The sequence below is a fragment of the Neorhizobium sp. SOG26 genome (assembly GCF_003491345.1).
GTDB classification, from domain to species: Bacteria; Pseudomonadota; Alphaproteobacteria; order Rhizobiales; family Rhizobiaceae; genus Neorhizobium; species Neorhizobium turbinariae.
This window is the reverse complement of sequence record NZ_CP025513.1, coordinates 863,517-875,274: the sequence shown is the minus strand read 5'-3', so window position 1 is coordinate 875,274 and position 11,758 is coordinate 863,517. Positions and strand designations below refer to the sequence as shown.

The following is an 11,758-nucleotide window of genomic DNA, read 5'->3' as shown; positions in this document are numbered from 1 at the left end:
GGGGTTTTCCTCAAGCAGCTTTCGGCTCTGCGACTTTGGCGTCAACGCCGCGTTCCACGACCTTCCGGTATTCGGTATAGGCCGCGATCAGCATGTCCTCGTCCCGGTAGCGTGGCACCCAGCCGAGTTCGCGCTCTCCCTTCGAGACATCGAGCACGCACATTTCATCCGCGATGAGATACTGTTCGGGATCCATCAGCGGCATGTTCATGAAGTCGAGGAGGTCGAGCGTCCGCTTCACCAGCCAAGCGGGCGTCGGGAGCAGGATCGACCGAGAACCCGCGTGCTTGACGAGGTCGCCGAGCAGCTTGCGCACCGGCGGAGGGTTCAAGGAGCCTAGATTGTAGACTTCATTGGGAACGCCGGCGCTGAAGGCGGCGTGCGCCGCCGACGCGCAATCGAACACCGAGATGAACTGATACGGGTTTTTGCCGGCGCCGATCATCGGAACCGGCAGGTTGTGGTCGATCAGCTTGAAGAGCTTTGCCAGGATGCCGAGGCGTCCTGGGCCGATGATGAGACGCGGCCTGAACAGCGTGATGTTCATTCCGCGCTCGCGCCATTCGGCGGCAAGCTCCTCCGTCTTCAGCTTCGAGAGGCCGTATTCGCCCAGAGGCGCGCAAGGGTGCTCCTCCGTCTGCGGCCAGACATAGGTATGACCGTAGACCATGTCGGTCGTGAAATGCACGAGCGACTTTGCGTCGACGCGCGCCATCGCCTTGATGATGTTCTCCGTCCCGTAGTAGTTCACGGGAAAGAAGAAATCGTGCCGCTTTGATCTCACCTGGATCGGCGAAAGCATCTTGGCTGACAGGTTGTAGACCATATCGTCGGCGCGCAGGCCAAGCCGCTCGATCGAGTTGAGGTCGGTGACATCGACCTGCTCGAACCGAACGTCGCGGTAATGCGGCAGGTCGCTCTTGACGATGTCAGCGACGATAACCTCGTGGCCTTCTGCGGCGAGGCGCGGCGCCAGGTGGCGCCCGACAAATCCGTCTCCCCCAAAGATGATATGTCTCATGTCCCGGATCCTCGTGGTTCTATCTTTTCATTCGTTCTTCGTCGACGCTAGGAGCTGAGTTCCTCTACGGCAGCAACGTCGTCCTCGGTCGGCTTGTGTCCGCTCTGCGCGATCAGCACTGTGCCGACGCAGATGAAGGCAATGCCGGCAATCTTCAGTGCACCCAACTCCTCCTTGAACAGCAGCCAAGCAAAGAAGGCGACAGCGACATAAGCGAGACTGAGGAAGGGGTAGGCGTAGGAAAGATCGACCTTACTCAGCACGTAAAGGTGCGAGGCCATCGAGATGACAAAGGTGCTCAAGCCCAGGAAGACCCAAGGGTTGAAGACGATCTGGAATATCCGTTGGATGGCGGTTTCCGCCGAAAAGCTGATTGGCCCAAGCGTCATCATGCCATGCTTCAGGAGCAGTTGGGCGGCGGCATTCGTCAGCACCGTAAACAGGATGAACGGAATGTACTTCATGCATGTCCTCGTGCGTATTGAGCCATGGGGGCGGCAGCGTCTGCTCCGAGCGCCAGGGCAGTCCGGCGCCAGAAATCGGAAACAAAAGCCGGATCCCGCAGCCGCTCAAGCTGCCGCCATTCCGGGAAACCTGCCTCGAACGCAGCGGGGCTCATCCTCTGGTCCTTGTAAGGGTTGATCCGGCCGCCGGCTTCCACCGTCATCCGGTCCAGCCGGTCGAGCAGGCGAAGTGTCGCCTCGCCTTGGTTGGGGAAATCCATCGTCAGCGTGTAACCCGGCTGCGGGAACGACATCAGGCCCGGTGACCGCACGTGGCCGAACCGCTTCAGCACGGTGAGGAACGATGCTTGGCCCGCATCGCGGCTTGCCGCAAGCATGGCGGGAACGACCGAGCGTGCGGCATCGAACGGGATGATGCATTGATGCTGGTACAAGCCTGCCGGACCATAGAGTCTGTTCCAGTGCTCAATGGTGTCAAGCGGGTAGAAAAAGCTCTGGTAGTTGGCCAGATGCGGAGACGTCTTGCGTTTGTTGACGTTGAAGTAGGCGCTGTTGAACAGGCCGAGGGTTGTCCGGTTGAGCGCGGCGAACGGCAGATCAAACGGGACGCGGAGCGGCAGGCGCGAACGCTTAGCGGCGAAATTCCCGTTGTCGGCGTGGTTGCCGGTGATCAGTACCCCACGGCCTTCAAACCGCCCCGTCGCCAGTTGGTCCACCCACGCCACCGCGAACTCGTTCTCCTCGTCCGCCGCGTCCGCCAGATCGAAATATTCGCTAAGGTTTGCGAACGGCGTAACGTGTTGCTCGATGTCGAGCGAATTGACCTTGATGAGCTTCATGCGCAGCCGCAGGATGACGCCGGTCAGACCCATGCCGCCGATCGTCGCCGCGTATAGATGCGGGTTCTGCGTTACGGTGCAGTGATGGGTTTTCCCGTCGGAGCGCAGCAGTTCGAAGCTCTCGACATGACAGCCGAACGTGCCGCGCTTGTGGTGGTTCTTGCCATGCACGTCGTTGGCAACCGCACCGCCGAGAGTGACGAAACGGGTGCCGGGCGTGACCGCCGGGAAAAAACCATACGGCGCCGCATATTCGATCAGCTCGGCGAGCGTGACACCTGCATCGGCATCAACAATGCCTGTTGTCGGATCAAAGGCGTGAATTTGCGCCCCTCGCTGCATCGCGATGAGCGAACCGGCGTCGTTATGGCAACTGTCGCCATAGGATCGTCCATTACCGAAGGCGAGCAGCCCGGCTGGTTCGCATCGCCCGACGCGAAGGGCTTCCATTGCCGAGCTTGGGTCGATCGCACGCCGTTCATGCCGTCTTATGCGCCCGAAGCTTTCAAAGGTTCCGGACATCAGAACACGCTCGCCACGGTGAACAGCACGACTCCAGTACCGATGAAGAGCTGGCTGCGCCAATCGGTAGCGATGAAGACGACCGGGTCGTCATACATTTCCCGGCGGTGAGCCAAGATCCAGATACGCACGTTGATGTAGAGCACCATCGGGACAAGCGGCCAGATCAGCCACGGGTCGCTGTAGAGCCCCTGGATCTCGTCCGACTGGATGTAAAGCGACAGGACGAGCACAGCGGCGAAGGCGGCGGCAACGCCGCTCTGGCCGACGATATCCATGTCCTCGGCGCGATAACCACGCCCGACGATGCGGTCTTTCTCTTCAATCTTTGTGCCCTGAAGCTCGACGTATCGCTTCACCAGCGCAAGCGAGAGGAAGAAGAACAGACCGAAGGCCAGCAGCCAAAAGGAAAGCGGCAGGCCGGTTGCCATCTTGCCGCCGATCAAGCGCAGGCTGTAGAGCCCCGCCAGGCAGATCACGTCGATCAGCAGCATGCGCTTGAGCGCAAGCGAATAGGCTGTCGTGGCCACGAGATAGATGCCGATGACGAGCGCAAACTGGATCGGCAGGAAGAGGCAGATTACCGCCGTCAGCGCCAGCAGCGAGGCAGATACCGTCAGGCCGAACGGGATCGACAGCAATCCAGCCGCGAAAGGCCGGTTCCGTTTTGTCGGGTGCTGTCGATCGAGCGGCAGGTCGAGGATGTCGTTCAGGATGTAGATGGCGGACGCCGACAGTGAGAAGGCGATCATTCCCAAGGTCGCGGCCAGGAACACGGCTGGATTGGTGATGTCGTGGGAAAGAACCGCGGGCGCGAACACCAGCAGGTTCTTGAGCCACTGATGCACGCGAAGCATCTTCAGGTAGGTCTTGATCTTCGGCCGTCCGTAGTCAAAGCGCACGGACGAATGCGTCTTGCCGTAACGATCGGCGGCAGCATCCGGTGCGACGACGATCGCACTGCGGGCCGCCTTGAATACGGCGAGATCCGCCCGGTCATTGCCCGCATAGTCAAAACCGCCTTCGCCATAAAGCTCCGAAAGCAGCTTAGCTTTGCGGTGGGCGGCAAGGTTGTTCGTGCCATCCGTGTGGTAGACGCCGCTGAAGATACCGAGATGCGCCGCGACAGCTCGCGCGAACGGCTCGGCCGCCGCGGTGACGAGGAGAACCTCCCTGCCCCGCGCAACCTCGCGCCGCAGGAATGAGACGAGGTCCTGGCGATAGGGCAAGGTCGTTGCATCGAGCGTCACGCGCTTGGCGATCTCGGACTTCAGATGCGCCTTGCCGGACATCAACCAGATGGGCAGAAGGAACAGGTACAGCGCGTTCTGCTTCAGGAGCATGAAGATGCTTTCCCAAAGCAGGTCCGTCGAAATCAGCGTGCCGTCAAGGTCAACTGCCAGCGGCACATCGATGAGTTGCTGTACCCTCAGGTTCATCCCGGTACGTCCCCTTCAGCAACGTCAGACTGTTGGTCGGCAGTGCATTTCTGCGTCTGCTCGACCGAGGCCGCGTTGCTTGGCTTTGGCACCAATTGTATTTGCTGGGCGAACATGCCCCGGCGCCTTTACGAGGAAACTACGTTGCCGGCGCGAACCAGAGAGTTAACATCGCCTGCCGGAGCCCAGGAAAAGCAGATCAGGGTTTAGAAGGTCCTGCCGACCTATGTTAATGGTAGGTTACGGCCGGTCTGCGGTGTGCCGGCTTGGGCCAGATGCTGGTATGCCCTTCTCAGCCAGTCTTCCGCGTGAACCGCTCGATCACCTCCATCATCGGTTTGGGCCGGTAGTTTCGGTCAAGCGGCAGAGGTCGGTTGTGGCGCCCGTCTTCGCGGGTGAAATACATCGGCACCCAAGTATGTCTGTCCGATATACCCCAGGTGACAATGGCGGTCAGTCGAGCGGCATCAAAAATGGCGCCCAGGAAATCTTCAACACGCGATGCGACGATCCTGTCGCGCTCCTGCTGGTCTGGCGGCAGAAGGTTGTCGGTGACGTCGAGCTCCGTCACCAGGACATCGAGCCCCATCGCTTTCACCTGCGAGACGAATTCGGAAAGCGCGTGCTTGTCGATCTCCAACTCGCCCCGAAGATGCCCTTGCAGCCCCACGGCATGCACCGGCACGTCCCTATCTCGAAGATCGCGCACGATCCTCAGCAACGCTTCGCGCCGCCGCTTGTACTGTTCGCCAACGCACTCGATATCATATTCGTTGATGACCAGTTGTACCTTGTCGTCGCTTGCATGGGCGCGACGAAACGCGGTCGCCAGATAATCCTTGCCCAGGTTCTCCAGCCAGACGTTGGGACGCAGATAGTCTGAAGCGGTCGGCTCATCCGCTACGGCCTCGTTGACGACATCCCAGCTTGGGATCCGGCCACGGTACCGGCCGACGACAGTCTCGATGTGGCGGCTCATTTCGCTGTTCGCCTGGTTTGCGCCTCTGAGCGCCAGCGCCCATTCCGGCATGGCGGCGTACCAGACAAGCGTGTGACCACGCATCTTCATCCCGTTCTGTTCGGCGAAGTTGATCAGTTTGTCGCCGTCATAGAAGTCGAACCTGTCGGGCGTCGGGTGAATGCTCTCCCATTTCATGCTGCCCTCGGCGACAATCAGTTGGCAGTGATCGATCAGCGCTTTGCGGTAATTGTAGTCATCAACGAGAACATCGCCGCGCACGGCGGCACCATACGGTATAGTCAGAGTGGGAGCTGCGTTCGCGGTCGCGGCGGGGAGGCCGACCTGCGCCGCAACGGCCAGGCTGCCCTGGATGAACTCACGTCTGCGCATAATTCCATCCCTCCTCGCCAAGTTTGGAGAGGAATGTCGCATATCGGCACCGCAGGCTAAAATACTAATGGGAAGTTACGTTAATACGCCTTCGGGAGCCTCAAGCTTCACTGGCATTTAACCGTTCTCGTGTTCCTGTTGGCTGATCGCGCTGCCAGCCAGATGGAGCAGGACTTCTTGACCGTTCATGAGCCGGAACAGGCAAGCTTCGACAGCTTGAACGCGGGCAGGATATCCAGCGCCGCGCCCTGGAGCCTCGGCGCCGTCATTGCGCTTTTCGTATTCGGTTATTTCTGGATCGGCCTCGAGCCTTTCGCGACGCCGGGAGCTGAACGCGCGGCGACTGCAGGAGGAGATTTCCTCAATCAGACGGTCGTCATCCTGATGTTTACGGTCGCGGTGGCGACTGTCGCGCGGGATGAAAATCGGAGTGCACTCTTCCTGCCTCACGGGCTTCTGCTTCTCATCCTGTGCTGGTTTTCGCTCGTTTCGATGTTCGCGGTTGACCCAGCCACGGCATTCCGCCGGATCGCCTATGCGGTTCTGGTTTGTGGATGCGCGAGCGCCGCGATCCTGTTGCCCCGCAGTCGCGAGGAATTCGACAAGTTGCTTGCGACCGCCGTTATCCTTGTTCTCGGTCTTTGTTATTTCGCGGTCTTCATCGTGCCGTCGATCGGCATTCACCAGAGCAGCGAAGTGGAAGCCGCGCTTGCCGGGGACTGGCGAGGCATTTTTGGTCACAAGAACATGACCGCTGCCGCCATGGCGCTCGCTGTGATGTTCGGCCTTTACCTGCGCAAAACCAGCTACTCGAAGGTTGGCACGGTGGCCGCCGTGCTGGCCATGGTCTTCCTCTTGCTGACGCGAGGAAAGACAGCAACGGCAATGCTTCCGCTTGTGTTATCCATGGTCTGGATATTTGAGCGCTCGAAGCTTTCGGGCATGGTCATCCTGCTGGGATCGATCATAGTGCTCAACGTCGTCCTGATCGGGCTCCCGCGTTTCGAGGGCGTCCGGCAATTGCTGGATAACGCTGGAATCGACATCACGTTCACCGGGCGTGACGCGATCTGGGCCTATGCACTGGACCGCATCGGAGATCGTCCCTGGACGGGTTATGGCTTCCAGTCGTTCTGGGGAAGTAAGATCGTCAGCAAAACATCGACCGAGTCCTGGGCTTATCTCGCGGCGCATTCCCACAATTCGTTTCTCGAACTTCTTCTCGGTGGTGGGCTCCTGGGCTGCCTGCTGGTCGTGGTCTGGCTCATCCTGCTGCCGATCCGCGATGCCGGCACCGCCTTTGAAAGCAACAACGACATGGCATTGACCCGGCTGTTCCTGAGGATCTGGATCTTCTGCGTCCTCCTCGGGTCGCTTGAAAGCGTGTTCTTCATCAACTCCGGACCGACATGGTTCAGCATGCTGGTCGCCGTGTTCGGACTCAGGCTGCAGGCAAGCGCCACCCTGCGCAGCGCAGACGAGGCGGATCGAAACCGCACGTTAACGCACTGACGGACATCAAATTGCGCCGATAAACGACTTCTCGTAAGACGGTAGGAACAGATGGTCGTCCATTGGCGATGAGAGGCGAAATTGACCGACGGCAATGCCTCGATTGAAGTCACGGTTTGCATCCCGACCTTTCGGCGACCTGAGGGCCTGCGCAAGACCCTGCAGTCCCTGATCCAGCAGCAAACGGACTTGCCGTTCGCAATCGTTGTCGTTGAAAACGATGCCGCCAATCCTCTCGGGTCGCAGGTTGCACGGGAGGTCTTGGGCTCCGCCGCCCTGCCGCATCACGTGGTCGTGGAGCCTAAGCAGGGAAACTGCCACGCGATCAACCGGGCTTTTTCCGAGGCAAGAGAAATCTATCCATCTGCCGACTGCTTCTTGATGATCGATGACGACGAGGTGGCAGACCCGCATTGGCTTGAGGCGATGGTCAGCACCGCGCGCCGAACCGGAGCCGATATCGTCGGCGGCCCCGTTGTCCGTCAGTTCGAGGTGCCGGTGTCACATGCGGTTAGCGCCCATGCCCTCTATGGATATATCGATGGGCCGAGCCGGCAGGTGCCTGCCATCCATGGAACCGGGAACTGCCTTATCAGCCGCAAGGTCTTCGAGACGCTCGACCCTTCCCTCTTCGACGTGAGGTTCAACTTCCTCGGTGGCGGCGACATGGATTTCTTCAGGCGCTGCAGGGAGGCAGGCTTCACCTTCTGGTGGTGCCAGGAAGTGCTGATCCACGAAACCGTTGCTGCGGATCGCGCGTCGCCATCCTGGCTGATGCGGCGGTCTGTCCGAACCGGAAGCATTAACTACGTGATCGATAGGAAACGTGCGAGGTCGCCAGTCACGGTGGCCGCGCTTCAGTTGAAGAACGTCATCTCGCTTGGTCTCAGCATTCCGCGGGCGATCGCCATTCTCTTCAAGACAAAAGCGCTGCTGCCCGCGACCCATCCCATCCTGATGTCCTTTGGACGCGTCACCGCGAGCCTTGGCTTCCTGCCAACTCCCTATGAAGCGAGCGCTATTCCTGCGGCTGACGCGCGCATCGCTACATCATCGCAAACCTGACGCGCACCAATCTAAGCGGCCTTCGTATCAGTTGTGCTTTCGGCAGGGTCTACTTTTACTGATCCACCGGCGACTGAAGCACTGGCCGCCTGCGTCAGCGCACGCCAAGCCAAAACGGCGATGATGATCTCGAGCAAGTAGGTAACGACGATCATCCCGCTCAAGCCAATCAGGAAGGCTGCGGCAGCGACAAGCGCAGTGCCGATCAGGTTCGAGAGGTTGACGATCCGGGCACGGATCCTCTGCAGCCCGGCGGCACCGAGTGCCTCGAAAGCAGCGGCAGCGACGGCAATCGGCACAACCGTCCAGCACATCAGTTGGGCAAGAAGCGGCAGCGATATATATTCCGCACCGAACAGGAGCGGAAGAAATGAAGAAATAGCCCAGACAAAGAAGGCTGCCGTGATGGCGATCCCGCCGGTGACGCTCAGCATGCGCTTTGCATGCGCACAAACCCTGCTCACGCCATTGAGCGCTGCAGCGGCATAACCGGGGTAAAGGATGCGGTTTAGCGCATCGACGGACATATAGGACGCTTCCGTCAGGCGCCGCGCGATCGAATAACTACCGACGAGCTCCGAGCCGGCGACTGCGCTCAGCACCAGGATATCCGCATTGTTGCGGCCCGCCTTGAAGAAAAACTGGCTCGCGAACATGACGCCGATCGACAGCTCTTCCCGAAGGAGACCGAACCGTGGCCGACCGAGACGTCGAATGGCGGCCAACGAAAGAACCGCCGCCACCGCATGAGCGGCGAAATTCCAGATGGCCCACTCTGCGACTGTCGTGATGTTGACGACCAGGCAAGCAACGGCCGCCGCTGCCATCCGGAGGCCAGCGAAGATGAATTCGATCCGGTTCGCGACCGCAAACCTGCCATGGGCAATATAGCTGTTCGTGGCCAGCCACACGATCTTCAGGAGGATGATGTTGGTGAAGAGAATGAGGGCTGTGGCAAGAAGTGTTACCCCGAGATCGGCTGAAATCGGAAACATCCACGGGATCAGTATCATGCCGATCACGAACAGCGCCGCGCCAGTCGTAAGGTTCAGGATGTGCACGTGGCCCAGCAGTCGAGGATAGCAGCTACGGTCCTGTGCGACCCGCCGAACGAGCGCTTCCTGCGAGCCGAGGCCACAGATCTGGACGCCAAGATTGGTCAACGCCGTGATGGTCGCGTTCAGTGCGAACTGTTCGTGGCCGAGATGGCGCGCCAACAGCGCAAAGGTGAAGAGGACAGCAAGGCTTGATGCGAGCAACGCGCTGCTCGACCCCAGATAGGAGCTAACCGGCCCGATGAGCCGCCTGAAATCGCGCTTGGGCATCAACTTCACGCGAGGATCTCCATAGCTCCTGCCGACAATCAGTGCTGGCCAGCCGAGATCATCCCGGCGTTGTCCGGATACGCCTTAGCGTTTCCGAAATGAGACTGCCATCACTATGGCCAAGCGCGATTAACGGACCATTAGGAACACGGTGTGCAGTTTAGAGGCTTGCTAGGATCGGGAGGCGTGTCAGGGTAATGGGCGTAGCGGTCAGCCTGATCACGCCGACTTATCGCGGTGACCTTGAGTCCTGCCGCCTCTTGTGTGACTCGATCGATGCCTTCGCGACGGGATATGACAAGCATTACCTCGTCGTGGCGGATGCCGACCTTCCTCTGTTTCAGTCGTTCCGAAGCCCGAAGCGCGACGTCCTTCCGGACTCGGTGCTGCTGCCCGGCGCCTTGCATCCCCTCCCCACATTCCTGAAGTGGAAGAACCGTCAGTATTATTGGGTGTCTGGTGCCGGCCTTCCCGTTTATGGCTGGCATATCCAGCAATTGCGCAAGATCGCGATGACGCTCTCGCAACCTTGCCCGCGTGTGATCTGCATCGACTCTGACAATTGTTTCGTCAGGCCGTTTGACGCTGCAAAGGCTGCGGGCGACTTTCGCTCTCCGCTCTACCTGGACCGCGGCGTCATCACCTCGAAGCTCCCGAACCATGTTCTATGGCAGAAGAACGCTTATCATATGCTTGGAAGGCAGGAACCACCGCTGCCGGGGGACGATTACATCGGCCAGATGATTGTGTGGGATCGCGAGAGCCTGCAGCAAGTCGTCGAGAGGCTGGAGAGCGTGACGGGGCGTGCATGGTGGAAGGCGCTATGCAGGGTGAGGCATTTCTCCGAATACATTTTCTATGGAGTGGGGGTGATGACGCAGGCGAGCCTGCGAGAACGTCATGAACTCGTGGAACACAGCATGTGCGCCACCTATTGGAGCGGCCCGTCGCTCGATACTGACGGCATCCGAAACCTCATAGCCGGGCTCGACGAAACCCAATACGCAATCGCCATCCAGTCCCACACCGCGACCTCGCCTGCCGCCATCCGAGAAGCCGTTTTTGGCGTAAGCTGATCGCTCCGTCTCTCGTTATCGCTGCTGCACCTTGTCCAGCGTCTCGATGATCCTGTGCCAGAGACGCCCGATTTCCTTCTCCACCTCTACTTGCGGCGGGCGTTTGGCGGTCGCAATTTTCACGGCCCCGGCCATGGCTGTCGGATCGGCATTATAGGGTGCCAAAACGACGTTCCCGTTCTCGATCAGGCTGGTGAAAAGGCTGTGGTGCGCGAGCGCACGCTCAACCTTCGGCGCGTTAACGACCACCGCCCGTCCCGTCAGCGCGGCTGCAAGCACGCTGCCGCGCCGCGCGGTCAACCCCTCGGTGAAGCGATAACAGAACACGTCGATCTCGCGGCATGCCGCGAAGACCTCTTCGTCCGTCGCGAGATAGCCAGTCACCACCACACGCCCGTCGAGGCCACGAGCCTCCACCTCCCGGTAAAAGTCTTGCTCCACGTCGTCCACGCCCTTGATGAAGGAGCCCACAAAGGCGACGCCGACATCGTGACCGGCATCGATGAGCACGCGCGCGATGGACAGGAGTTCTGCGCAGTTCTTCTTCGGATAGATGGAGCCGAACTGGCCGATGATGATGCGGCCGGGCTTTCGCAGTGAACAGATCGCAGTACCAGCTTCACCGGTGCCATCAGAGTTGCCGGGAACCACGTTCGGCGGAATGGGTATGACGGCTGTCTGCTGCTTCGATCCCCGGGAGACAGCGCTATCGCGCCATTCTCGCTCGATCTCGGGAGCCGAAAACAATAGCTGATCCGCCACCCTGACAACCGGCCATATGATCAGGCGTCGCTTCCAATCGAGGTTGGTCCACTCGTGGAGGACGACCGCAACCTTCTTGCCCCGCAGCTTCGCCAGCATCGCTACGAGCATCGGCTCGAGCAGCCGCTTCTTCCATGCGACGATCGGAAAGTTGAAGACAATGCAATCAAAGTCGCGAAGGCGTTGCCTGAATGTGGGAATGTCGAAGCTCAGAGGCGCCATCTGCGCCGACCTGCCGAGATGCTCCGCCAGGTTTCGCGTGAACGCCTCGACGCCACAGAGGGTCTCGGCGTCTGATGTGAGAACCAGATAGCGCGTCATGGTAAACCGGTCCCGTCCGCTGGCGTTAGTATTCGCTACGGAAGCCGAAAATCCTTAATCT

General features: G+C 59.9%; 10 protein-coding genes. 3 read left to right on the top strand and 7 right to left on the bottom strand.

The features are described 5' to 3' along the window. Positions 1-10: 10 nt before the first annotated feature. The 5 genes from CYG48_RS20740 to CYG48_RS20720 form a co-directional block, all read right to left on the bottom strand. Entirely contained in the window at positions 11-1,021 is a 1,011-nt protein-coding gene (locus CYG48_RS20740) for an NAD-dependent epimerase/dehydratase family protein (protein WP_118852562.1), read from the bottom strand. Positions 1,022-1,068: 47 nt separating this feature from the next. Further along, positions 1,069-1,485, bottom strand: coding sequence for an EamA family transporter (locus CYG48_RS20735; protein WP_118852561.1), 417 nt, complete (start codon positions 1,483-1,485; stop codon positions 1,069-1,071). Next, positions 1,482-2,846, bottom strand: coding sequence for an FAD-binding oxidoreductase (locus CYG48_RS20730; protein ID WP_118852560.1), 1,365 nt, complete (start codon positions 2,844-2,846; stop codon positions 1,482-1,484). The genes CYG48_RS20735 and CYG48_RS20730 overlap by 4 nt, the downstream gene beginning before the upstream one ends. Beyond that, on the bottom strand, positions 2,846-4,285 hold the full coding sequence (locus tag CYG48_RS20725; RefSeq protein ID WP_118852559.1) for a UbiA family prenyltransferase: 1,440 nt from the start codon (positions 4,283-4,285) through the stop codon (positions 2,846-2,848). The genes CYG48_RS20730 and CYG48_RS20725 overlap by 1 nt, the downstream gene beginning before the upstream one ends. 292 nt (positions 4,286-4,577) lie before the next feature. Beyond that, on the bottom strand, positions 4,578-5,636 hold the full coding sequence (locus tag CYG48_RS20720; protein ID WP_118852558.1) for an endo-1,4-beta-xylanase: 1,059 nt from the start codon (positions 5,634-5,636) through the stop codon (positions 4,578-4,580). Between the two features lie 138 nt (positions 5,637-5,774). Between CYG48_RS20720 and CYG48_RS20715 the strand changes: the two genes are divergently transcribed. Both CYG48_RS20715 and CYG48_RS20710 read left to right on the top strand, forming a co-directional pair. Continuing rightward, positions 5,775-7,148, top strand: a complete 1,374-nt coding sequence (locus CYG48_RS20715; RefSeq protein ID WP_150132742.1) for an O-antigen ligase family protein — start codon at positions 5,775-5,777, stop codon at positions 7,146-7,148. An 81-nt stretch (positions 7,149-7,229) separates the two neighbouring features. Then, entirely contained in the window at positions 7,230-8,213 is a 984-nt protein-coding gene (locus CYG48_RS20710) for a glycosyltransferase family 2 protein (protein ID WP_118852556.1), read from the top strand. 11 nt (positions 8,214-8,224) lie between these two features. Here the strand turns inward: CYG48_RS20710 and CYG48_RS20705 are convergent, their stop codons facing one another. Continuing rightward, a complete protein-coding gene (locus CYG48_RS20705) occupies positions 8,225-9,538 on the bottom strand; it encodes a lipopolysaccharide biosynthesis protein (protein ID WP_118852555.1) in 1,314 nt (437 codons plus the stop codon). A 197-nt stretch (positions 9,539-9,735) separates the two neighbouring features. Here CYG48_RS20705 and CYG48_RS20700 point away from each other — a divergent pair, with 197 nt between their 5' ends. Next, positions 9,736-10,614, top strand: coding sequence for a DUF6492 family protein (locus CYG48_RS20700; protein WP_118852554.1), 879 nt, complete (start codon positions 9,736-9,738; stop codon positions 10,612-10,614). 15 nt (positions 10,615-10,629) lie between these two features. Here CYG48_RS20700 and CYG48_RS20695 read toward each other — a convergent pair whose 3' ends face one another. Then, positions 10,630-11,697, bottom strand: coding sequence for a glycosyltransferase (locus CYG48_RS20695; protein ID WP_118852553.1), 1,068 nt, complete (start codon positions 11,695-11,697; stop codon positions 10,630-10,632). Between the last annotated feature and the right edge of the window lie 61 nt (positions 11,698-11,758).

Coding starts and splice junctions, on each gene's coding strand:
- CYG48_RS20740 (WP_118852562.1), bottom strand. CDS start 1,021: ATGAGACATATCATCTTTGGGGGAGACGGATTTGTCGGGCGCCACCTG.
- CYG48_RS20735 (WP_118852561.1), bottom strand. CDS start 1,485: ATGAAGTACATTCCGTTCATCCTGTTTACGGTGCTGACGAATGCCGCC.
- CYG48_RS20730 (WP_118852560.1), bottom strand. CDS start 2,846: ATGTCCGGAACCTTTGAAAGCTTCGGGCGCATAAGACGGCATGAACGG.
- CYG48_RS20725 (WP_118852559.1), bottom strand. CDS start 4,285: ATGAACCTGAGGGTACAGCAACTCATCGATGTGCCGCTGGCAGTTGAC.
- CYG48_RS20720 (WP_118852558.1), bottom strand. CDS start 5,636: ATGCGCAGACGTGAGTTCATCCAGGGCAGCCTGGCCGTTGCGGCGCAG.
- CYG48_RS20705 (WP_118852555.1), bottom strand. CDS start 9,538: ATGCCCAAGCGCGATTTCAGGCGGCTCATCGGGCCGGTTAGCTCCTAT.
- CYG48_RS20700 (WP_118852554.1), top strand. CDS start 9,736: ATGGGCGTAGCGGTCAGCCTGATCACGCCGACTTATCGCGGTGACCTT.
- CYG48_RS20695 (WP_118852553.1), bottom strand. CDS start 11,697: ATGACGCGCTATCTGGTTCTCACATCAGACGCCGAGACCCTCTGTGGC.